Source organism: Bacteroidota bacterium (assembly GCA_039111535.1).
Classification (GTDB): Bacteria; Bacteroidota; Rhodothermia; order Rhodothermales; family JAHQVL01; genus JBCCIM01.
Genome location: JBCCIM010000011.1, coordinates 13,356 through 35,577 on the forward strand (window position 1 = coordinate 13,356; position 22,222 = coordinate 35,577).

The window sequence follows — 22,222 nt, forward strand, 5'->3', positions numbered from 1 at the left end:
CGCGCCTTGTTGGTTGCATGTTTAGCCAGCTGTTATTTTATTGGTTGATAACACACTTCTGTATCTTCTTTCGCTGCCCTTCAATAGATATCCTGTTGTCATGAATCGTTTTGCGATCCCTGTTCTGTTTTTCTGCTCGCTGCTTTGCTTTGCTGTGTCACCAAATGCCAGCGCGGATGACCTCTTTGCTTTTGGTGATAACCTCGATAAACTGGCCGTTGGGTTGACACCGGAAGAGGTTGTTGCATTGTTGGGGGAGCCAAGTACACTCAACCATACCGATTCAGGTTTGAGCTTCGTTTACCTTTCGGGTGACTACGCAGGAGTGGACATAGGTTTCAAGAAACGCGCCACGGGTCCAGGGTTATCTAACATTGTATTTACCGATGCATTTGCCCGTAAAACCGCATCTGGTATTGGTTTGGGGATGCATCGCGTACAGGTGCAGGCCCGCATTGGTGCGCCTGCGTTTGAGGTCGATATCAAAACGAAGTTCTGGGAGAGCTACGTTGAACGCGGCTTTGTTGTGCACGTGGAGTACGACCTGGATGGTATGGTTACCAATCTGATCAAGGTTGATCGGGCGTCTGTTGATGTGCCGGCGCTCAAGCTGGCACAGGGACCAATGCTTCAGGTTGAAGTTACCTCTTCAGATGAAAACGAGGTGTTAACCTTTGAGGGAACGTACTTTGAGAATAGCGCGATGGCCAGTGAACAAGATTTCATCGAAAGCCGTCAAACACCCTACCGTTTCGAAATTGCGCCCCAGGATGTTGTCTTACTTTTTCACCAACTCACTGGCGATGCTGAGCTCTCCGTGAAAGTGCTGAATCTTGCTGCTGATGGTCAAATGATCAATGGCGGGAGAAGCATCGGCGCCGTGGCACTGATGATTTTTGATAGCGAAGCAAATGTCTTACGCGTAACCGGGTTTTAACAAATGACAAAATTCTTAGTAGTATTCCTTCTCTTTTTTGGAGCCGCAGATGTGCAAACTGCGCCTGCAGATGATGAACTGCAAGAGATCATCGTCGAACTGGATTTGACACTGGATTACTTTTTTGAATTGCTCGATGGCCAGGACCTGGAGACGTACATCGCCGGCGTCCGCCACGCAGCACGCGCGCGGTTGCTGCTTGAACAGTATCTGGGGGAATACATCGACAACTATGCGTACAATGAACCCGATCGACAAACATACAGGCTGCGGTTGATGGCGAGTCGTGCACAAGCGTTGTCCGATGAAGCGGGGCGGGAGCTTTGGCGAAATCCAAGACACACGGAATCTTTGCTACGGCTGTCAGAACTCGAAGTCATGGTCAAAAGCCTCAAATCAACACACAACACCAAATCGCGCAACGTTCGTTAGCCTACAAGAGCCACAAACTCGTTGGTGTTCGATAGGTCATCCAGGAGCACATCAGGGTTGTGGATGTGTAGATCTTCTGCGTTGTAGTGCCCGGTGCTTACGGCAATAGACATCACATTGATTGAGCGGCCACACAGGATGTCGTGCTTGGTATCGCCAATAATAACCACGTTTTTGCCTTCATATTGATGGCCGGTATGGTCAAGTGCTCGTTGTACAGCGATAGGCGGAAGCTGGTACCGGTCCGCATGGTCGCTAGCAAACGCGCCAAAAGGGAAATAACTTTCCAGGCCAATACCTTTTAACTTGAGGTATGCCGTTTTTTCGAGGTTGCCAGTGAGGATAGCAAGTTGCACGTTGGGCTGCGCGTGTAACTGCTCGATTAAGGCGTGAACGCCCGGGAGAGAGATAAATTGGTCGGGGGAGAATGCTTCGGTAAACGCTTCAACGTAAGACTCCAGCGCCTCAGCAATCCAGGACTCCCAATCGTCTGCTTCAAATCCGTTGGTTACAAATACATCTTTGATGATCTGTGGATCGGTCCGCCCTGAGAAGTCAACGCCTTCGATGGACACATCCGTTTTGTTTGTCATTTTGCGGACGGCAGCCTGCATGGCTTTGCGGCCTGCGCCTTTAGATACGAGGAGGGTGCCATCAATATCAAACAGAAGTAATTTCATTAGCCGAGGTGCCGTTATTCCATGATGAAAGGTGAGTTTTCCAGCTCTTCGTGTCGGATTTCGTCCACGGGTTCTTTTTTGCCTTCGCCGGCGTAAAGCTTGTTGGGGCAATTAACCACCAGCGCATCTGTTTCGCCAACATTCCAGTAAGCATGGACAACGCCTGGCGGGACAATCGCGATGGTTGGATTTTTTTCGCCCACTTCTACCACCTGTCGATTACCGTACGTAGGTGAGTTTTCGCGCGCATCCCACAGGTAAAGCTTGAACGTCCCACTGAAAAACAGAAACAGGTCTGTTTGTGCCTCGTGTTCGTGGGGGCCACGCGAAATGCCTGCTTTGGTTAGGGACAGGTAGCCCATGGTGGGGTGAAGGTTGGCCGGCAATTCATCACGACGAAAGAACTCGCCAAGCCAACCGCGCTCATCGCTGTACTGCTTCAACGGCTCAACGGTACAAGACGCAATCGCGTCGTCATTCCAATTCATATAACTTGTTGTTTTCTACCGGTGCTCGTACTGTTTTGCGTAGTATTCGCGATAAGACTGGTTGGCTACAGCTTCCAACCATTCCCGGTTATTCAGGTACCAATCAACTGTATCCCGCAGACCTTCTGCCAGGGTAAAGGAGGGTGACCAGTTTAATTCTTTGTTGAGCCGACCAAAGTCCATCGCGTACCAAAAATCGTGCCCGGCCCGGTCTTTTACAAACGTAATCAACGCTTTCGACGTACCTTCATCCTGCCCAACGGCCTGATCCAACTGATCAAGCAGCAGGTGCACGAGCTCCAGGTTGGTACATTCGTTGTCACCGCCGATGTTGAACGTCCGCCCATTGGGGCCAAAATGCAAGATTAGATCGATCGCCTTGCAATGATCTACCACGTGCAGCCAGTCCCGGACGTTGTCACCTTTGCCGTAAATCGGAATGGGCTTTTTATTTAGCGCATTCATGATGACGAGCGGGATGAGTTTTTCCGGGAATTGGTACGGTCCGTAATTGTTTGAGCAGTTGGAGATTACGATTGGTAAGCCGTATGTATGTCCGTATGCGCGTACAAAATGATCGCTCGAAGCCTTCGACGCCGAGTATGGTGAGCGGGGATCGTATGGCGTTGTCTCAGTAAAAAACCCTTCATCGCCAAGCGATCCGAAGACCTCATCCGTGGAAACATGAAAGAACCTGCGATCTTCATCACCCTGCCAATGTTTGCGGGCGGCATCAAGCAGGTTGACGGTGCCGAGGACATTGGTTTTAACAAACGTTAACGGGTCGAGGATGGACCGGTCGACGTGTGATTCTGCTGCAAAGTTGACGACGGTGGTAAAGTTGTGGGCGTCAAAAAGGCTGCGGACCAATTCGGGGTCAGCAATGTCACCCTCTACAAAATTGTAGTTGTCGTGTGCTTCAAGCGAAGCAAGGTTGTGCAGGTTGCCGGCATACGTGAGCGCATCCAGATTCCAGAAAGAGATTTCGGGATATTTGGGCACAACGTGCAGCAAGAAATTGGAGCCAATAAAGCCGGCGCCACCGGTAACAAGAACGCGTTTAGGGAAGTGCTGTTGATTATCTGGTCGAGACATGTCGTAAGGGGATATGAGGTTGCCGGTTATAGACGGGTTTCGGCTCCGAGTTCCGCGCTGCTTGCATTCCGTTTTGCGGCTTGATTGATTGGAATCAAGTTTTTTGCTATGCTGATTAAATAAGACAATTTTAGCCCGAATACTGCTAAATTATCAGGGTATCCATGATGCCAAGATATCTGCTCTCAAAGAGAATACGCGGCTTGTCAGCGCCCGCCTACATGGTGATTTGCTGCTTTTTGGTCGGTTGCTCACAAGAGCCTGCCGCAGAGCAAGCTGAGTTATTGTTTGTGCATGAAGTCTATCCTCTGATTCAGGAGAAGTGCACGGCTTGTCATGGCGGTGACCCCGACGACATTGAAGGTGACTTTGATGTGCGTTCACGCGAGGGTATGTTGTCTGGTGGAGCTTCTGGTAAGCCGGCATTGATCCCGGGCAACCCGGCCAATAGTCTCCTCTATGAAGCGGTGACCTGGGCAAACGCTGATCTTGAAATGCCGCCGAAAGAAAATGATCGACTTTCTGAGGCGCAAGTCGATTTAATCCATCGTTGGATTGCAAGTGGTGCCCCCTGGCCCAATACAATCGCGATGGACTCGCTCCGGCATCTACCGTGGGATTACTCGGATGGCATTAAAGTAGCTACAAGCGGTGGTTTGTCTCCAGCATGGACCCACCGGCGTTATCAGCCGGAGGACCTGTGGGCCTTTGCCCCTGTGAAGGATGTTGAAGTACCCTGGAAGGCAATCAAACAGCGCGAAAAAGGTAATCCTGTAGATGCATTTGTCGCGCGTTCACTCTCAGCCCATAAAGTGAAGCCGGCGCAACGAGCAGATCGCCTCACGTTGATCCGCCGTGCTACCTTCAATTTAACCGGATTACCGCCTACGCCAGCAGAAGTAGAGGCTTTTCTTCAAGATACACAGCCTAATGCGTTTGACAGGCTTGTTGAACGTTTGCTCGATAGCCCACGCTATGGTGAACACTGGGGACGCCATTGGCTTGACGTCGTCCGCTACGCCGATTCAAATGGATTTGCAAATGACTACGAGCGGCCCAATGCCTGGCGATACCGGGATTATGTAATCCGTGCATTTAACGAAGACAAACCTTACAACCAGTTTGTGCTGGAGCAACTGGCCGGGGATGAAATAGACCCGTCAAACCCTGAATTCCTCATTGCCACTGGCTTTCTTCGGATGGGCCCCTGGGAGCATACAGGGATGAGCGTGGAAGCTGAGACACGACAATTTTTCCTGGATGATGTGACAAACAGCGTCGGGGAGACCTTTCTTTCTTTACCGCTCAGATGTGCCAGCTGCCACGATCACAAGTTTGACCCGATTCCTACACGCGACTATTACCGGGTGCAGGCTGTCTTTGCACCTGTACAATTTGCTGAAAGAAAGACGCCCTATCTTCCGCAAGAAAACATTGAAGGATTTGAGGAGGGCCTTTTTACGCATAAAAATAGGGTGTCTGATGCCCAAATAGCACTGCAGCGATTGGTAGATAAAGAGGTAGCTGCTGCTAAGAGATGGTTTGCAGCGCGTGGTTTGCCTTATGCAACATCGAAGCGGTGGGATAAGGTAGCTGAAGCCAAACTGCCGCCTCGTAATATAGGCTTGTCGGATGAAGAGTTGGGGTACAAGAAACTGTTGCAAAAACGCTTGCAGGTATTAAGTCGGGAAGGCGATCGTTACGAGCCGTTGTCGTTTTCTGTTTTTAACGGTACGCCTATCACAAATCGAAACAGCAGCAAGCGCATGCTTATGCCGACAGATCCTGGCAGTGAAGTACAACCTGTGTACATTCTTGCTGGAGGATCGGTTCATGCGCCAACAGACAGTGTTGCACCAGGCGTATTGAGTGCCGTTGGCATTCAAGAACAGATTCCGGCTCCTCTGGATGTTGCCGTGGCGCAAGACAGTGTTGTATCCGTAGATAACACGCTGATTCACGAGCATCGCGATGGCCGGCGGCTGGCTTTTGCAGAATGGCTGGTCGATGCAAAGCATCCAATTACGGCGCGTTCCATCGTAAACAGAATCTGGCAATACCACTTCGGCAACGGACTGGCCGGTAACGCAAACAATTTTGGCGTAATGGGTAAGAAACCCACCCATCCCGATTTGCTTGATTGGTTGGCTACGTACTTTGTAGAAAATGGCTGGTCGATTAAAGCCATGCATCAACTGATCATGTCTTCGGAGACGTATCAGCGAGCAAGCGAGCATCGTAGAATCGATAATCTGAGGTCTGAAGATCCGGATAACAAACTCCTCGCATACTTCAATCCCCGAAGGTTGACTGCGGAAGAATTAAGGGACGCGATGTTGTTTGTGTCTGGAGAGTTGAATACCACAATGGGTGGGTTGCCTGTAAAGCCGGAAATCAATATCGAAGTCGCGTTGCAACCCCGTCATATTATGGGATCTGTGGCGCCTGCTTATCAGCCTTCTCGCACGCCGGCTCAGCGTAACCGGCGGACAATCTATGCTTACCGATACCGTGGCTTACCAGACCCCTTGTTAGAAGTTTTTAATAAGCCGTCTGCGGACATTTCTTGTGAGCAGCGTACGGAATCAAGCGTGACACCTCAGGTTTTTACATTAATGAACAGCCAAAACACCCAGGATCGCGCATTGGCTATGGCGATGCGTCTGAGGCGCGAAACAGGGGTCCGGTCGGCCCAGGTGCAGCGCTCGATTCAGCTCACCTGGGGCAGAGCTGCAACGGATGCTGAAATCGAGGTTTCGACTACGTACGTCGATAAAATGATTGTCTATCATAGAGCGAATGTGCCGGCGAAATCATCCTATCCGAAAGAAGTGGAAAGGAATATGTTTGAGGAAATGACCGGCAAGCCGTTTAAATATACCGAGCGTTTAGACGTGTATGAGAACTACGTCGCAGACGTAAAGTCATGGGAAGTAGATGAAGAAATACGGGCTTTGGCTGACCTGGCCAAAGTACTGTTCAATGCCAACGAATTTGTCTACATCTATTAGGGCTGAGCTGTGAAAAAACATTTGCATCGACTCGATAATTTACACGCGGCGCGGAAACTGAACCGGCGTGATTTTCTGTATGGTCTTGGTTCAAGTATTGGCGCTGTTGCCTTTTCCAGTATGCTTGACCCTGCGGGCGCAACCGGTACCCTGCCCAGTCCACCTATGGTGCCGGCGAAAGCTAAAGCCTGCATTTTTCTGATGATGGAAGGGGGCCCTAGTCACATTGACACCTTTGATCCTAAACCCAAATTGAAAGATTTGCACATGAAGGCATTCGAACGCCAGGGAGACCAGTTCTCTGCAATGTCTTCTGGCGATCGCTATTACGTACAGAGTCCATTTGGGTCGCGGCGCGTAGGTGAATCAGGAGCTGATTTGTGTGATGCCTATGTACACCTTGCTGATGTAGCTGACGAGATTTGTTTTTACCGTGGATGCCAGGGGGAATCTGTGAATCACCCAACGGCAATGTATCATTTGAACACCGGAAATCCATTTGGTGGTGAACCAGCAATGGGGGCATGGGTGACGTATGGGTTGGGGTCGCTAAACAACAATTTACCCTCTTTTATCGTGTTGCCAGAGCTTGCTTATCCTCAGGGCGGGGCGGCTAACTGGTCAAATGGATTTCTTGGTGCCGGGTATCAAGGCACGCCGTTAAGATCTGCCGGCTCCCCTATACTGGATATCAACCCGCCGCCTGGTGTGAGTCGGTATCATCAACGGGAAAGCCTGGATTTATTGGCAACCTTCAACGAGGCACATCAGGCAGAACATCCTCAACATGAAGAATTGTCAGCGCGGATGGAAAATTATGAGTTGGCCTTTCGCATGCAAATGGAAGTCCCTGAATTGATCGACATTGAACGCGAGGACGAGAAGACGAAGGCGTTATATGGCATTGGAGAAAGCGCGACGGATGCTTTTGGACGGAAATGTTTGTTGGCGCGCCGGCTTGTAGAGCAAGGTGTGCGCTTTGTACAGATTTATTCTGGCGGTTGGGATTCTCACGACTTCCTTGCCCGCGCTCATGGCGCATTGATCAAAAGTACAGACAAACCAATTGCAGCACTGATCAAAGATTTGAAGCGGCGAGGCATGCTGGAAGAAACGCTCATTGTATGGTGTGGCGAATTTGGCAGGACACCGGACAATGGCGTTCGGAATGGTACCATTGCCTATGGGCGGGATCATAACCCCGATGCCATGGCTGTTTGGATGGCCGGCGGTGGGGTAAAGGCTGGACACACATTTGGGGCTACAGACGAGACGGGCCTGCAAGCTGTCGACGTTGTGCATCCCTTGAAAGATTTACACGTTACCCTGCTTCATTTGCTTGGCTTGGATGACAACAAGCTAACCTATTTTCATGGCGGGAGATACAAACAGCTTTCCCAAACTGGGGGGCAAGTGATCAGAGAATTACTTGGTTAGTGGTTGCTGGTTGATATCTAACGCAAAGCCTGTCTCTGGAGAAGAGTCTTTTGTTGGAATGTCTTACCAGAATATCTTGCATTCGGCATTCGGCATTCGGCATTCGAAACTCAGCCGTCGCGTTTGTCGTTGACTGATTCTGCTGTATTCTCGCCCTCCTAACCCGGCAACCGACGCTCATCTTGGAAGAACCCAAACGCCTGTTTCTACTCGACGCCATGGCCCTGGCGTACCGTTCCCATTTTATCTTCATTAGCCGGCCGCTGATCAACTCAAAAGGACAGAATACGTCTGCCACGTACGGGTTCACCTCTGCGTTGCTAAAGCTGATTGAAGACAACAACATTGAACACATCGCAGTTGTATTCGATGTGATGGGCGCCGGCGGCACGTTTCGCGATGAAATGTACCCGGAGTATAAAGCCCATCGCGACCCGCCACCGGAAGATTTACTGGCGAACCTGCCCATTATCAAAGATATGGTGCAGGCGCTGGATATCCCGGTCATTGAGCGCGAAGGGGTTGAAGCCGATGACGTGATTGGTACCTTGGCCCGGCAGGCGGAAGCTGATGGGGCAGAAGTGGTTATCGTCTCTCCGGATAAAGATTTCCAACAATTGATCACCGACCGGATTACCATGCTGCGGCCGGCGTACCGCGGGGAAGAGTTTGATCCGATCACCATTACGAAGTTCAAGGAAAAGTACGACCTGGACCCCATCCAGTTTATCGATATCCTTGCGCTCATGGGCGACAAAGCGGACAATGTGCCCGGTGTACACGGGATTGGAGAGAAAGGCGCCATGAAGCTCATTCAAACTTATGGTACCGTTGAAAATCTGCTGGAGCACGTCGACGAAGTGAAGGGCAAGCGTGCAAAAGAAGGCCTGACAAACCAGCGCAAAGAAGCCCTCCTCAGCAAGGCCCTCGTTACGATCAAAACTGATGTTGAAGTAGATCTTGATTGGCACGCGCTTAAACAGAGCCGGCCGGATACCGCACGCATCGATATGCTTGCCACGGAACTGGAATTTGGCAACCTGCGCGATCGGTTGTTGCGTAAAGCTGCCCAGTTAACCGGTGAAGCGCCGGCGGCAGTAGAAGCCCCCGCGGCAGAACCCGCATCACCGAAAGCTGATGCATCAGGTGCGCTTTCCTTCGATTTTGGCGACTATGCACCGCTTAAACAAATCGAAACAGCGGGGGCCGACTATACCATTGTCAGGAATGCTTCCATGCTGGAAGAACTGGCAAACACCATGAAAGACGCGGTAACTATTGCGTTTGACACGGAGACCACGTCTGTTAACCAGATGATGGCTTCGCTGGTTGGGTTGTCTTTTTCCTGGGAAGCTGGCCAGGGTGTTTACATTCCAACACCGCTGCCTGATGGCACCAGCACCGAAAGCGTACTCGAGAAACTTGGTCCGCACCTCGTTGATGACCGGTTGAAAGTTGGGCATAACCTAAAGTATGACATCACCGTGCTTGCACGCCATGGGGTTCGCGTGAAAGGGCCTTTGTTTGATACCATGGTCGCCCACTACCTGATTGCGCCCGACGATCAGCACAGCCTGGACGGCGTAGCGCGCAAGTACCTGAACTATAAAATGGTCCCGATTTCAGACCTGATTGGGACGGGCAAAGATCAGCTTTCTATGCGCGATGTGCCCATCGACAAAGCCGGCCCCTACGCGGCGGAAGATGCAGATATCTCGTATCAATTGTACCGCTTGTTCGAAGAAGAACTGGCAAAAGAAGGACTCGACAAAATTGCGCAGGAGATTGAGTTTCCGTTGATTGATGTACTTGTTGATGTTGAAATGACTGGCGTGCGCGTTGATGCGGACACACTGGCTGCGCAGTCGGAAAAAATTACAGCCGACCTGGATCGGTATGAGAAAGAGATTTACGAGGCGGCCGGCGAAGAATTTAAAATAGGTTCAACCCAACAACTCGGGCGCATCCTGTTTGAAAAGCTGGAGTTGCCTGTGATCGCAAAAACGCCCAAAGGCAAACCCTCAACGCGTGAGAATGTGTTGTCGGAGCTTGCGATTGAGCATCCATTGCCGGCGTTGATCCTCGATTGGCGGCAGCTAGCCAAGCTCAAAAGCACGTATGTAGACAGCCTTGGCGAACTGATCCATCCGGAGACTGGGCGCATCCATACAAACTTTAGCCAGACGGTTGCCGCTACTGGCCGGCTTTCTTCAAACTCACCGAATCTGCAAAACATTCCGATCCGTACCCCGCAAGGCCGCGAAGTACGCCGGGCGTTTGTGCCGACACCCGGTAACCTGCTGATGGCTGCTGATTATGTGCAGATCGAACTACGGATTCTCGCCCACATGAGTGGCGACAAAAACCTCATCAAAGCTTTTGAAGAGAAGCAGGATGTACACACCACTACGGCTGCGCTGGTATTCAAGGTGCCGATTGAAGAAGTGACGCGCGACCAGCGGCGGAAAGCTAAAGAAGTGAATTACGGCATTCCTTATGGCATCTCGAGCTTTGGATTGGCCCAGCGGCTTCGTTGTCCGTTTAATGAAGCGAAGGAGTTGATTGAGCAGTATCAGAAAACCTATCCTTCGGTATCCCAATTTTTGGCCCGGCAAGTAGAGGACGCCCGTGAAAAGGGATATGCGGAGACATTGCTTGGCCGCCGGCGCTATGTGCCGGCCATCAATGCCCGTAACCGCAATGAACGCTCTGCAGCAGAGCGCATTTCTGTGAACATGCCTATTCAAGGCACACAGGCAGACATGATCAAAATTGCGATGGTTCGAATCCAGCGCCGGCTGCAAACAGAAGGCCTTGAGAGCAAAATGATTTTGCAGGTACACGATGAGCTTGTTTTCTCAGTACCAGAGGCAGAAGTTGATCGTTTAAAGCCCCTGGTGTTGGAGGAAATGATCCAGGCGCTTCCGCTTGATGTGCCCATTGAGGTAGACTTGAACGTCGCAGACAACTGGCTAGATGCGCACTAAGCATTTGTAGGTGCCTGTATGATGCTGGTTATATTTATCAAACCCTGTGTATAACAGGGAAATCAGGCACTAAAGGAGTACGTTGCGTTGGAACGGGATCGAAAGGCAGAACACATTGCACTGGCGCTGGAGCAGAAGCAGGCGTCCGGCCGCAATTATTTTGATGATTACGTCATCGATCATTGTGCATTGCCCGAGATCGATATGGATGCCGTCAACCTGTCCACTGCGTTTCTCGGCAAACAGCTCAAATCGCCTTTATTGATTTCTTGTATGACGGGTGGCACCGATTCTGCGCGCAAAATCAACGAAAATCTCGCCATCGCTGCCGAGCAGATGGGTATTGCATTGGGCGTGGGCTCTCAAAGGAAGGCGCTGGAATCTCCTGAGCAAGCTTATACCTTTGAGATCCGTTCACTTGCGCCAACCGTTCCCATTCTGGCAAACCTTGGTGCAGTACAATTGAACTACGGGTTTGGACTTGAAGCGTGTGAGGAAGCTGTTGCGATGGTAAACGCAGACGCCCTCGTGTTTCACCTTAATCCACTTCAGGAAGCGATTCAACCTGAAGGGCAGCGCAATTTTACGGGTTTGCTGGATAAAATGGGGGAGATAGCTGGAAAGTTGTCGGTCCCGGTGATTGTAAAAGAAGTTGGAAGCGGCATTTCGGGTGCGCTGGCAGCAAAGTTGGTGGCTGCCGGGATCAAAATTATTGACACTGCCGGCGTGGGGGGGACGAGTTGGGCCCGTATCGAAGCGGCTCGGGCAAAGGCACCTGACCTTGACGCGCAATTTGTTCACTGGGGTATTCCAACGCCTGATTCGATCCGGCAATGCAAAGCCACACCCGGGGCATCCGTTATTGCAAGTGGTGGTGTGCGTACAGGCCTTGATGTTGCGAAGGCGATTGTAATGGGCGCAGACCTTGCCGGCATGGCCTCACCCTTTCTTGCACCCGCTATGGATTCAGTTGAAGCTGTGGTAGACACCATCCAGCGCACCAACAAGGCGCTTCGGATTGCCATGTTCTGCGCCGGCGCGGATACCATTTCAGCTTTGCAACACGTAGGGATCAGAAAGGCTGGATGAAGGGCAGTATCTAACCTGCATATGCCATCGTGGGATTATGCGTTTTTGAGGTGTTTTGCTGCTTGCCGCCATTCTCAAGCTTGCAGATGAAGGGAAATTTCAGTTATCAGATCAGTTTAGCACGTTTTTCCCCAAGGTGCCGGCAGACAAAGCCATCATCACGGTGGCGCACCTCCTGACAGGGCAATCGGGGCTCCCCAATTTTCACCACCGGGCGGATGTGGATGAAAATTTTGACTTAAGCTGGATCGACCGTGAAGAAGCCTTGCGACGCCTTTTTGAGCAACCTCTGCTGTTTGAGCCCGGGGCTTCACGCACGCACTCGCATGCTGCTTTTGTGTTGCTCGCGGCGGTTGTAGAAAAGGTCACCGGGCAATCGTACGCCGCGTACCTGGATACTACCTTTTTCACTCCGCTTGGGATGCAGCATACAGGGTTTTATGGTGACGACAGTGGCATTGCAGCGTCCGCTATGGCGGTTGGGTATGGCAGTAGCCGTGTTGGTATAAAAAATACGCCGCACCACTGGGGCTCCACATCCTGGTTGATTATGGATAGTGGGGGAATGGTGTCTACCATAGACGATTTGCATACCTGGATCGAGGCCACCCATGCCGGCTCGTTTTTTTCTGAAGAGGCGATGGCTTATTACGGCAAAACCCTGAAAGGCGGTGGTATCAGCGACCGAGGATTTCTGGTACTCCTGTACCATGATGCAGGCGATACGCTCATCTATATGACCAATACGCATGAAGAAGAAGGCGATCGATCTATGGTGCTCGGAGATGCGTTAATGGCTTTGGTGGAGGATGCTCAGGAATAATGATAAGGGGGGAATTCCCATCTAACTGCATAAGCGTATTGGATTATGTCTCTTTTTGTCAATCGATCCAACCCTATCGACTGACGCGGATGAGCGTATCCTGATTATGTGCGCGCAAAAGCGCATGCATTACACTGTCTGAGACGCCCTGTGGAAACCGCGTCAACAAGTTAATTTGGCCACCTGCAAGGCCGGTAATTCTAGATCGAACGGTTTCAGGCTGGTACTTTTTTCGGAAGATGAGCTTCTTCCCGCTGAAGGAGTAAGACAGCAGCGCGTTGTAATCAATAAGCGCAATCTTGTCGCGCACCAAAACGAGGACACCATCTTCCTGTAAAGCGAGAAGTTCGTGGGTAAGCCGCTGGTTTCTGATTTTGCCTAAAGCTTTACTCTTGATCCCCATTTTTAACTTCAATTCAGCACTTGGTCCGCGCGCGCTGAGATAGGGTGATTCAGGCGTGCCAATTGTGCAAGCTGTACACAGGAGCATGAGCCCCAGAAAGCCATATCTCGGAAATGTTACCTGCATCAATCGCCGTCGGGTGTGCCGTCAAAAGAAGAAAATGCACTCGCTACCGCAATTACTTTAAGTGTGGCTGCAACTGCTACACCAATCAATGTGAAACTGAGTGCAGTCATTGTAGCGCTCTCAGTCTTACTGACAGTTGAAGTGGTGTAGGATATAGTATTCAGTTGATTGCGAGGGTAACCGGCTACAGGCAAACTGCCCTTTTCTAGGTTGAGGCCGTAAAGCTGGCCATTGCCTATCAACGAGTCTGGAGAAAGGTAGGCGCCTTCTGGAAAAAGCAATACCTTTCCATCTTTTGTATGGGCACGCAGTCCATGTTGTATTTCCCTGGTACTGGTGTCTTCAAGCTGCGCAATTTCCGCATTGTACACGCGACATCCACTCGAAAACAGCAGCATGCTGAACAGCATCAGGAAGGTGATTGGTCGCTTTAAGGCATCGTGCATGCGTTGTCGAAATGCTGAGGTGTGAACTTTATTTATCTTGCATAGCCCCTCATCATGTAGAATGATCCAGCCAGTCAATGAATGTGTTCGATGATGATCATTTTTGAGGATTCTCCCCACAATGTGCATGTTTTTTTGACGCGAGCCAGGCCGGCAAACAAGTAGAACAACTTCCTGCCTGGTATCCGGAAATGACGTATGTGTCCTCGTTTTTTGTAGCCAAAGCGCTGTTGTTGGGTCCAATTGAAGCGTTATCTTATTTACCTAAGTATTGGCTTATCTCCCTTTTGACCCACATGTAAGCTGTTTACATCTGTTGGCCGCCCATTTGCCATATTTGTCTGGAGGGATTCCCGTGTATCCATCTCGTTTCTTGTCGCTACCACGCACCGTGGTGCAGTACCTCAGCATGCTTTTTTTGCTGCTGGCGCCAATCAAAATTCTGTCAGCACAATCCACAAATGTACCAGCAGATTCTCTCTTGTTATGGACTTTTGATGGTTGTGATACCGCACAAGATCCATCAACCATGACACCCGATTTACTTGCTGACGGAGGGTGTCTGGCTGTCTCTGGAACGCATCCGTACAACGGGTTAGATGAATTTTCCTGTGACGAAAGAAATGGCGGTCAGGTTGTGTGTTTCCCCGGGCGAACAGACCCGTTTCCACGCGATGAAGTGTTCTTCGAGGGAGACGAAGAAACGATTGCTTTTTCCGTAACCATGACGCCAGCAGCGGGCAAGACGGGCTATTTATCTGCGCTGGAATTGGACATAACCAGCAACTACAACGACATCGGTTCTACCTCTGAGGGATGGGCCATCCGGGTCCTGGTAGGAGAGCAGGAGATTTACCGCGCAATTGATTTGAGCGTGGAACGCGATTTTTGGGAATTGAATGCCGTCGATTTTTCAAGCCTCGAAGCCTTTCAGTTTACAGAGACCACAACCTTCCGGTTTGAAATTCTCGGCTACGGCTTCATCGAAAACAACAACCTGCATTTCGACAATATGGTTGTCCGAGGGGGATGTATTGATTCGACGATTATTTTTCCTGAGGGTGATCTTGCGCTAAAACATTTGCTGGATAACCGGGGCAAAACGGTGTTTGAATCTGGCGAATTGGTTCGTTTCCTCGTGCGTGCACACAACCAGGGCGAGGCGCCTGTAACAGACGTTACCCTGATTAACTACCTGCCTGCCGGCTGGACGCCTGCACAACGCAGCTATGACTATGGATGGGTTGATACCACCGACTTGAATGGTGACCCGGCGCTCAGCCTGACTTCCGATTATGTGATTCAACCAGGCGCTACAAAAACGCACCCGCTATTCCTTGTTGCACCTACACCTGACTTGTCACTCACCTATACCATCCCCGCTGAAATTGTGCAGGCCTTTGATCTCGAAGAAAGAGAAATCCAGGATTTAGATTCAACGCCGGACATCAATCCTGGCAATGACTTTAGCGTTGACAATGTGATTGACAACGCTAGTGGGGACGAGGATGACTACGATTTTACACGGTTGCTGGTCCTTGTTTCAGAAAACCTGAATCAGGACCTTGCGGCGGATGTGCTGCACACGGGGCAAGAGACGCCGGAAGTTTATGCGCTTCACGAAGGATATCCAAATCCTTTTAATCCAGTTACAACATTGTCGTACCAGGTGCCGGAAGAGGTACATGTACAACTGGCTGTGTACGATCTACAGGGCAGGATGGTAGACTTGCTGGTAGATAAAACCGTGGCTGCCGGCAGGTATGAAGTCACGTTTGAGGCCAATCACCTGGCAAGTGGTGTCTATTTCTACACGATGCAGGCGGGTACACAACAATTTACGCGTACACTCTTGTTGACGAAGTAAAAGAGTGGCGGCTTAGATACTGGTTGGCGATCAAGAAACCATGTTGAGTGGTGTGGTTGCCTGTTGTATTGTGCTGTTGATTGGCAGGGTAAACCAGAACGATGCACCCTGACCCGGTACACTGTCGACACCTACTTCACCGCCATGCAATTCAACAAGTGATTTGACGATGAAAAGGCCAAGGCCGGTGGAGTGTTCGCCGGCAGTTGGTTTGGCGCTCAACCGCTGCATTTTACCAAAAACCTTTTCTCTGTCAGTTGCCGTAAGTCCGGGGCCTTCATCGCGTACCGATATTTTAATCATGCGAGATGCGATGTCGTAGGGCGGGATGACGGTTGTTTTTTCTACCCAGATATTGGTCCCTTCAGGACTGTACTTGATGGCATTTGATAGATAATTGTCAATTACGCGCTGAATTGACACCACGTCTACATCTCCATAAGCTGCTTCTGATGTGTCGAAGTGGAGGGTGATCTGCTTTTCGTTTGCCTGGACGTCGTTCCATCGCAGCACCGTGGTAATGAGATCATTCAGCGACGCAGATTCTTTTGTTAACTCAATCTCTTCGCCTTGCCTGTGCTTGTCGAGCAATTCCTTGACGATGTGCAGCATGCGCTCAGCTTCATCGCGCAGCAAGGGCAGATTCTCCGTTACACTTGCGTGTGCTGCTTGCGCGCCGGCTTTGCTGTCGTAAAGGACCATCTCAGCCAATCCTATGATACCCCCAAGCGGATTCTTCAGGTCGTGTGCCGTGATGCCCAAAATTTCTGTATTCGCCTCCAGGGCCTTGCGTAAGCGATCAGATCGGTTTTCGAGCTTGTTATTGAGTGCTTCAAGTTGCTGGTACGCTTTCTTTACCTTCTTCAGTGTAGTCTGATTGAGGTTGTAGAATGCCATCACGCAGGAGGTCAAGAACAACAACGCGCCAACAAGGATGCCGTAGCGTGTGCCGGAGAGTGGCGTAGGAGGTGTTTGATAAAAAAGGACTGTCAACGCGCAAAGGGTTGCGCCGGTAAGGATAAGGCCTCCGCGTCGCCTGGCCATGATGAACCCAATAGATGGAATAGCGAGCAATATGGGGATATACAGGGAGTTGAGGCCATAACCCTGCAATGCTGCGCGGGTGAGTGTAAATACTGGAATCAGAGTAAAAGCAATGGCAACCCGCTGATGGTGGCCGGTGCGTTTGATGAGCCAAAGGCAAAGGATACAAAAGCAGCTAAACGTAAACGTGATGGCTGCGTATTCGTAGGCTCCCCGGAGGAAATCCAATGCCAGCAAGATGAGGTTGAGAGGAATGGCAATGAGCAGTATTGCTGTAACGAGCCGCGCCTGAAAGCGATTGACTGAAGGGCCATGGACGATCCATGCCGGAAGGAATCGGTCGAGCCAGGGGAGTGCTGCTTTGGGGAAACGGGGCATAGGTATGCAGAAAACGCGTCGATACAGTCATCAAAAGTATCGACGCGTTGCAGGATTAATTTAAGCTTGTCCTGTTTCTGTAGCGCTGTAAGCGTTATACCTTACTTTCCCGGGACCGGGCCGCGAACTTCTTGCGGCATAATGCCCGTGACGCCACATCCGGCCTCAGCAGGGAAACACGTAATAATATTTACCACGTATTGAAGGATCAGGGCTGCATCATAGGCTGAGACCTCGCCATTGCCAGAGACATCGCCGAGGCCCAATGCGTTGGCATCCAATGGAATTTGGCCTACAGCGTGACTAAGTACTTGAGATGCATCCAGCGCGGATACGGTGCCATTAAGCGAGACGTCGCCCCAAATGATGCCGTCGCCTGTCTCTGAGCCACCGTGGAAGAAGGCGCTGGCCGGAATAGGTGCTTTGCTGATATTGGGGCCGGCCCAACTGGCTGTCATGGCATGATCGCCGGACCGTTCAAAATAGGTGACAGTAATCGCATGTTTGCCGGCTTTTAGTCCGATGCTGCCACTCCGTTCTTGCACCGATTGAATGCTGTCGTTGTCTACCACCATTACGTCTCCGATAAAGAGCTGACTGCCATCGTCTGAAGCGGTGTAGAACGTGTAGGTCCCATCGGTTGGCGCATCAACAAAGCCCTGGTAGCGGAATAGAAACTCGTCTTCACGCTGGTTCATGGAGATGTCTACGACGGGGGTTGTGCCGGTTGTGATCGGTGTCAGGGCATTAAAGTCTGGTAAGAAGTTGTGAAAGCCTTCATAGTACTCGTACAACAGGCCAGGCGCGGCACCTAACGGATTTTCGGGTTCGCGCAGGGCAGAGGAGCGGTACGTAGCAGTTACAGACGCGTCAAAGGAAGGGACCGTAAATGTGGTTTGTGGCGAAAATGCATTATCGATGTATTGTGTACTGCCGGTCCACTGGTCAAACACTTCGTCTTCACCGGCTGAATTAGCTGCGATATTTACGATGGTGCCAGTTGGATAAATACCGCCCCCTGTGCCGTTGTTGATAGTGACCGTATACACGCCACCGCCACCGCCGCCATCACCTCCGTCGCCGCCATCACCTCCGTCGCCACCATCACCTCCGTCACCGCCTTCCCGGGCGGATTCTGGAGAGTTACGGTTCTCCGGGTCAGGGGTGCCTTCTTTGTAAATATGGATACGGTCAACCCGCAGGTTGTATGAACGACCAGACAGGTAGAGGGTGTTCTCGCCGGCTGGGATATCGTAGAGTGGCGGTTCAAATACGCCGCCGCTGGGCTCCAGTGTGGTATGATAGGTAAATCCGTCTGCGATATAGGTGCTCGGATGCACCGCTTTTACGAACGTACCATTTTCGTTCATTTTCATCCAGCAGTCATTCCACTGGTCACCTGCTGGTGCACCGAGGTGTGACATGCGGAGCTTCACGTAATACCGGCCGGCTGTGTTTACCTTGAACGGAATTGCGATGGTACCATTGCCCGGGGTTCCGAAGAAGTCTGGGCCGTCCCAGCGCATGTAGCCCGCGCCGGTGAAGTCAGCGTCACTACTCTCAACAACCCAGTCACCGGTCAAGTCGATATTCTCGGCCTCGACAACAACAAGGCCGTTGTTTTCCAACCAGGCGCCGCCTTGTGCAAAGACTTGTTGATTAAACAGGATCTGCTGCGTAAAAAAGAAGAAGGTTACAAAAGCCAGTCTATAAATGAGCCTCAGGCTGAGTACTGGGCGGGCTGCGGGGATGCGGGAGCTAATCATAAGTGCGAGAGGGGTTCCTATTAGAGTAAAATGCTCGTTTAAAGTGCGATACAGGTACTATGGGTCGGGATTTGCGGGGTGCTTTGGCGTATGGCTGTGCGCCATGCGTTTGGAGCTGAAAAGTGCTGTTATACCCGCATTTTGTCGAATAAGTAGTTTCTTTATTGCTTATTTTAGCTCGCTATTCAAGGATAGTGCCAGTGACTTTGGCCTGCGCAAATATGCGCCAAAAGCGCATGCCCCGGTGCGCCGCAATGGATCGCGAGCTACTGATGTTTGGGCACCAGGCGGGCAAGAAAAAAGAGCAGGCCAACCGGGAAACTGGGATCCCTACGTGCGGTTAGAACCTTTGACCCAGCAACAATTCAGCGTGAGCATGAGCACAATACCAGCGGTATACCCAGACACATTTACATTCAATGAGGTTTTGGGGGGGATAGAGCACTACGAGCACAAGAAGAATGGCCTGCAGGTCTTGTTGTTGCAGCAGACAGCTGCACCCGTTGTGACCTTTATGGTTACTTATCATGTAGGAAGCCGGCACGAAGCCACGGGCCTCACGGGGGCAACGCATTTCCTCGAGCATTTAATGTTTAAAGGAACCGAGAAGTACAACAAACAGGCGAAAACTTCGGTTTTTAATGTGTTGCAACGGGTGGGTGCGCAAATGAATGCAACAACCTGGGTTGATCGGACCAACTACTATGCGTTGCTGCCCAGGGAGCACCTCGCGCTCGCAATCGACATTGAAGCAGATCGCATGCGAGGAGCCCGTATTGCGGAAGATGACCTGGAAAGCGAACGGACCGTGATTCTCAATGAGTTTGATCGGGGTGAAAACGAGCCGATCAGAAAACTGTACCAGGATGTGTGGAGTGCTGCTTATGTGGCCCATCCTTACCATCACCCGACGATTGGCTGGCGATCAGATATCGAATTTGCCACATCCAAAGGCCTGCGACACTTTTACGATACCTACTATTGGCCGGATAACGCCACCGTTTCTATTATTGGTGATTTTGAGCGTGATGATGCGTTGAAGCTCGTTGAGCAACACTTTGGCGCCATTTCCCGCGCGCCACATCCGATCCCTGATGTAAAGGTTGCTGAGCCTGCGCAACTGGGAGAGCGCCGTATTTCAGTAAACCGTGCAGGAGAATTGGGGGCTTTGATGCTGGCATACAAAGCGCCGGCCGGCCTCAATAAGGATGCTGATGCGCTCGATGTGCTGTCGATCATCCTTGCTACTGGCAAGAGCAGCCGGTTCTACCGGGCCCTTACTGACACTGGGCTTACCACGAGCACGTTTGCTTCTGCTTCCCGCTTCCGCGACCCGGGACTGTTTACCATTTATGGTTTTCTGGCGCCTGAAGTGGCACACCAGACTGTCGAAGACGCTATAAAAGCCGTTTTGCAAGAATTACAAGACGATGGAGTCACAACACAGGAGCTGAATCGCGCAAAAAATCTCCTTAAAGCGCAAGAAGCCTTTGGGCGTGATGGGTCGTATGCCATTGCCTCACAACTGAATGAAGCCATAGCGGCAGGGGATTGGCGCCTCTATGCCCGCTACCTCTCGCGTATAGAAGCCGTCACAACAGATGACGTCCAGCGCGTGGCCCAATCTTATCTAAAGCAAACCCAGTCTACAGTCGGCTGGTATATACCTTCCTGATCACAGCATCCTCCCTAATTTTCCATTTAAGACCCTGATCCATGCAGACTACGGTAGAGCAAAAAACATTTGAGCAGCGCATCAGAGAAGTGCAGATAGGCCAGTGCCGGTTGTTGATGCTGCGGAGTGAAGTTGAAAATGTAGTTTCCTGGCAGGGCTCGTTTTTTACTTACCCGGATTTTGCTGCCGGCGAAGAGTTAATGCAAAGCCTTGTTGTTTCGTTGCTCGACAAAGGCACCGTCCATCGCGACAAGTTTGCCATTGCTGATGTGCTTGAGAATAAAGGCGCGGAAGTGCGGTTCCAGCAACGGGGTATCCGCGTTGGTTTTTCGGGACAGGCGTTGTGGCAGGATTTTGAGTCGGTTTTTGAGGTGTTTGCTGAACAACTCTTTGCTCCCAAAATGGCAAGCGACGAGTTTGAGAAGTCGCGTATGCGCATTACCGCAGCAATCCAGCGTAATCGAGACCGTACGGGCGTACGGGCCAGCGAATCTTTGCGCGATATGTTTTACGATGACGCCCATCCCAACTATTCATTTCCTGCTGATGACGAAATGCAGGCATTGCAAAACATCAGCGTTGACGACCTGAAATCGTACCATGCAAACCATTTTGGTTCTAACGGTTGCGTGCTGGTGGTTGTAGGCGATATCGACATGGATGTGGTAGAGCAAACGGTAACCCGGCATTTTTCTGACTGGCAGAAACACAGCGTTGCGCCAGCATTTGCAACCGGCGCGCGTGCAGGCACCCCACAAGCAGTGCATGTGCCGATGGCCGACAAGTTTAATCTTGATGTGAAAATGGGGCACCCTATTGCGTTGCGTAGGGGAGATGCAGACTTTACGGCGCTCTATTTGGGGAATTTTATGCTAGGCGGGAATTTCTCGTCGCGCCTGATGGACATCATTCGGGATGAAATGGGACTGACCTATGGCGTGGGATCAAGTTTGCCGGGGGTAAGCAAGTACTACGACGGACACTGGCAAATCAGCATCACACTGAGCCAGGACAAACTGGAGGAAGGTATTGCAGCAACACAAAAGTTGGTTGCGCAATTTGTTGAGGAAGGGGTGTCAGCTGAAGAGGTCGAAGAGAAAAAGACCACCATCACAGGCACATACAAAGTGCAAATGGGCACTACACGTGGGCTGGCGAGCACAATATTGCGGAGCCTGGAACGCGGGTTTGATAAAAAGCGACTCGACAATTTCCCTGACGAAGTGCATGCATTAACGACAGATGATATCAACCGCGTGCTTCGCAAACATTTGAAGCCGGCCAACCTCTGTGTCGTTTCTGCCGGCACCAGGTCAGAAGATGGTGCCTGATTCAAACAGTTGGAGACGCTGCTAGGCGTCAGGCATAACGACAGACAAGACGAAATACAGGATAACGCTCGGGACCACACCTGTCATGAACCCAAGGATGACGTATCCTACGCGGGCAAGGGTAGGGTCGATATCAAAATGGTCCGCGATGCCACCACATACACCGGCGATCATACGGTTGTAAGACGATTTAGTCAGTTTGCTCAT

At 51.1% G+C, this 22,222-nt stretch carries 18 protein-coding genes; 10 read left to right on the forward strand and 8 right to left on the reverse strand.

What is annotated here, in order from left to right; all coding sequences use genetic code 11:
- Positions 1 to 100 precede the first annotated feature (100 nt).
- Complete coding sequence (locus AAF564_03190; protein MEM8484523.1) at positions 101 to 937, forward strand: hypothetical protein; 837 nt, start codon at positions 101 to 103, stop codon at positions 935 to 937.
- Between the two features lie 3 nt (positions 938 to 940).
- On the forward strand, positions 941 to 1,369 hold the full coding sequence (locus AAF564_03195) for a hypothetical protein (GenBank protein ID MEM8484524.1): 429 nt from the start codon (positions 941 to 943) through the stop codon (positions 1,367 to 1,369).
- Here AAF564_03195 and AAF564_03200 read toward each other — a convergent pair.
- Genes AAF564_03200 through rfbB form a run of 3 tightly spaced genes read right to left on the reverse strand, consistent with a single transcriptional unit; the run spans position 1,366 to position 3,632 of the window.
- On the reverse strand, positions 1,366 to 2,049 hold the full coding sequence (locus tag AAF564_03200) for an HAD family hydrolase (protein ID MEM8484525.1): 684 nt from the start codon (positions 2,047 to 2,049) through the stop codon (positions 1,366 to 1,368). The genes AAF564_03195 and AAF564_03200 overlap by 4 nt on opposite strands.
- A 14-nt stretch (positions 2,050 to 2,063) precedes the next feature.
- A complete protein-coding gene (locus AAF564_03205) occupies positions 2,064 to 2,537 on the reverse strand; it encodes a dTDP-4-dehydrorhamnose 3,5-epimerase family protein (GenBank protein ID MEM8484526.1) in 474 nt (157 codons plus the stop codon).
- Positions 2,538 to 2,552: 15 nt separating this feature from the next.
- Positions 2,553 to 3,632 carry a dTDP-glucose 4,6-dehydratase gene (rfbB, locus tag AAF564_03210; GenBank protein MEM8484527.1) on the reverse strand — a complete coding sequence of 360 codons (1,080 nt, stop codon included), beginning with the start codon at positions 3,630 to 3,632 and terminating at the stop codon, positions 2,553 to 2,555.
- A 164-nt stretch (positions 3,633 to 3,796) separates the two neighbouring features.
- Between rfbB and AAF564_03215 the strand changes: the two genes are divergently transcribed.
- From AAF564_03215 to AAF564_03235, 5 genes are all read left to right on the forward strand, one after another.
- Entirely contained in the window at positions 3,797 to 6,643 is a 2,847-nt protein-coding gene (locus tag AAF564_03215; GenBank protein ID MEM8484528.1) for a PSD1 and planctomycete cytochrome C domain-containing protein, read from the forward strand.
- 9 nt (positions 6,644 to 6,652) lie between these two features.
- The gene (locus tag AAF564_03220; GenBank protein MEM8484529.1) at positions 6,653 to 8,080 is read left to right on the forward strand and encodes a DUF1501 domain-containing protein; all 1,428 of its coding nucleotides are present in this window, start codon (positions 6,653 to 6,655) and stop codon (positions 8,078 to 8,080) included.
- Positions 8,081 to 8,262: 182 nt separating this feature from the next.
- Positions 8,263 to 11,067 carry a DNA polymerase I gene (gene polA, locus AAF564_03225; protein ID MEM8484530.1) on the forward strand — a complete coding sequence of 935 codons (2,805 nt, stop codon included), beginning with the start codon at positions 8,263 to 8,265 and terminating at the stop codon, positions 11,065 to 11,067.
- An 87-nt stretch (positions 11,068 to 11,154) separates the two neighbouring features.
- Positions 11,155 to 12,156 (forward strand): type 2 isopentenyl-diphosphate Delta-isomerase, encoded by a 1,002-nt coding sequence (gene fni / locus AAF564_03230; GenBank protein MEM8484531.1) that lies wholly within the window; start codon positions 11,155 to 11,157, stop codon positions 12,154 to 12,156.
- A gap of 55 nt (positions 12,157 to 12,211) precedes the next feature.
- On the forward strand, positions 12,212 to 12,979 hold the full coding sequence (locus AAF564_03235) for a serine hydrolase domain-containing protein (protein ID MEM8484532.1): 768 nt from the start codon (positions 12,212 to 12,214) through the stop codon (positions 12,977 to 12,979).
- 73 nt (positions 12,980 to 13,052) lie between these two features.
- On the opposite strand, the gene AAF564_03240 is transcribed toward AAF564_03235, so the two are convergent.
- Entirely contained in the window at positions 13,053 to 13,508 is a 456-nt protein-coding gene (locus AAF564_03240; protein MEM8484533.1) for a hypothetical protein, read from the reverse strand.
- Positions 13,508 to 13,954 (reverse strand): hypothetical protein, encoded by a 447-nt coding sequence (locus tag AAF564_03245; GenBank protein ID MEM8484534.1) that lies wholly within the window; start codon positions 13,952 to 13,954, stop codon positions 13,508 to 13,510. Before AAF564_03245 ends, AAF564_03240 begins: the two co-directional genes overlap by 1 nt.
- Before the next feature lie 355 nt (positions 13,955 to 14,309).
- Between AAF564_03245 and AAF564_03250 the strand changes: the two genes are divergently transcribed.
- Positions 14,310 to 15,821 (forward strand): T9SS type A sorting domain-containing protein, encoded by a 1,512-nt coding sequence (locus AAF564_03250; GenBank protein MEM8484535.1) that lies wholly within the window; start codon positions 14,310 to 14,312, stop codon positions 15,819 to 15,821.
- Between the two features lie 30 nt (positions 15,822 to 15,851).
- Here the strand turns inward: AAF564_03250 and AAF564_03255 are convergent, their stop codons facing one another.
- Together AAF564_03255 and AAF564_03260 are read right to left on the reverse strand one after the other, a co-directional pair.
- Positions 15,852 to 17,243 carry a HAMP domain-containing sensor histidine kinase gene (locus tag AAF564_03255; GenBank protein ID MEM8484536.1) on the reverse strand — a complete coding sequence of 464 codons (1,392 nt, stop codon included), beginning with the start codon at positions 17,241 to 17,243 and terminating at the stop codon, positions 15,852 to 15,854.
- A 101-nt stretch (positions 17,244 to 17,344) separates the two neighbouring features.
- Positions 17,345 to 19,009: a PA14 domain-containing protein gene (locus tag AAF564_03260; GenBank protein MEM8484537.1), complete on the reverse strand. Its 1,665-nt coding sequence runs from the start codon at positions 19,007 to 19,009 to the stop codon at positions 17,345 to 17,347.
- A gap of 376 nt (positions 19,010 to 19,385) precedes the next feature.
- On the opposite strand from AAF564_03260, the gene AAF564_03265 reads away from it, so the two are divergent.
- Together AAF564_03265 and AAF564_03270 are read left to right on the forward strand one after the other, a co-directional pair.
- Complete coding sequence (locus AAF564_03265) at positions 19,386 to 20,684, forward strand: pitrilysin family protein (protein ID MEM8484538.1); 1,299 nt, start codon at positions 19,386 to 19,388, stop codon at positions 20,682 to 20,684.
- Positions 20,685 to 20,725: 41 nt separating this feature from the next.
- Positions 20,726 to 22,015, forward strand: coding sequence for a pitrilysin family protein (locus tag AAF564_03270; protein ID MEM8484539.1), 1,290 nt, complete (start codon positions 20,726 to 20,728; stop codon positions 22,013 to 22,015).
- A 21-nt stretch (positions 22,016 to 22,036) separates the two neighbouring features.
- Here the strand turns inward: AAF564_03270 and AAF564_03275 are convergent, their stop codons facing one another.
- On the reverse strand, positions 22,037 to 22,222 hold the full coding sequence (locus AAF564_03275) for a PspC domain-containing protein (protein MEM8484540.1): 186 nt from the start codon (positions 22,220 to 22,222) through the stop codon (positions 22,037 to 22,039).

Bases quoted from the DNA above. Each gene is read 5' to 3' on its own strand.
- AAF564_03190 (MEM8484523.1), top strand. From the start codon at position 101: ATGAATCGTTTTGCGATCCCTGTTCTGTTTTTCTGCTCGCTGCTTTGC.
- AAF564_03195 (MEM8484524.1), top strand. From the start codon at position 941: ATGACAAAATTCTTAGTAGTATTCCTTCTCTTTTTTGGAGCCGCAGAT.
- AAF564_03200 (MEM8484525.1), bottom strand. From the start codon at position 2,049: ATGAAATTACTTCTGTTTGATATTGATGGCACCCTCCTCGTATCTAAA.
- AAF564_03205 (MEM8484526.1), bottom strand. From the start codon at position 2,537: ATGAATTGGAATGACGACGCGATTGCGTCTTGTACCGTTGAGCCGTTG.
- rfbB (MEM8484527.1), bottom strand. From the start codon at position 3,632: ATGTCTCGACCAGATAATCAACAGCACTTCCCTAAACGCGTTCTTGTT.
- AAF564_03215 (MEM8484528.1), top strand. From the start codon at position 3,797: ATGATGCCAAGATATCTGCTCTCAAAGAGAATACGCGGCTTGTCAGCG.
- AAF564_03240 (MEM8484533.1), bottom strand. From the start codon at position 13,508: ATGCAGGTAACATTTCCGAGATATGGCTTTCTGGGGCTCATGCTCCTG.
- AAF564_03245 (MEM8484534.1), bottom strand. From the start codon at position 13,954: ATGCACGATGCCTTAAAGCGACCAATCACCTTCCTGATGCTGTTCAGC.
- AAF564_03255 (MEM8484536.1), bottom strand. From the start codon at position 17,243: ATGCCCCGTTTCCCCAAAGCAGCACTCCCCTGGCTCGACCGATTCCTT.
- AAF564_03260 (MEM8484537.1), bottom strand. From the start codon at position 19,009: ATGATTAGCTCCCGCATCCCCGCAGCCCGCCCAGTACTCAGCCTGAGG.
- AAF564_03265 (MEM8484538.1), top strand. From the start codon at position 19,386: ATGAGCACAATACCAGCGGTATACCCAGACACATTTACATTCAATGAG.
- AAF564_03270 (MEM8484539.1), top strand. From the start codon at position 20,726: ATGCAGACTACGGTAGAGCAAAAAACATTTGAGCAGCGCATCAGAGAA.
- AAF564_03275 (MEM8484540.1), bottom strand. From the start codon at position 22,222: ATGAGCAAACTGACTAAATCGTCTTACAACCGTATGATCGCCGGTGTA.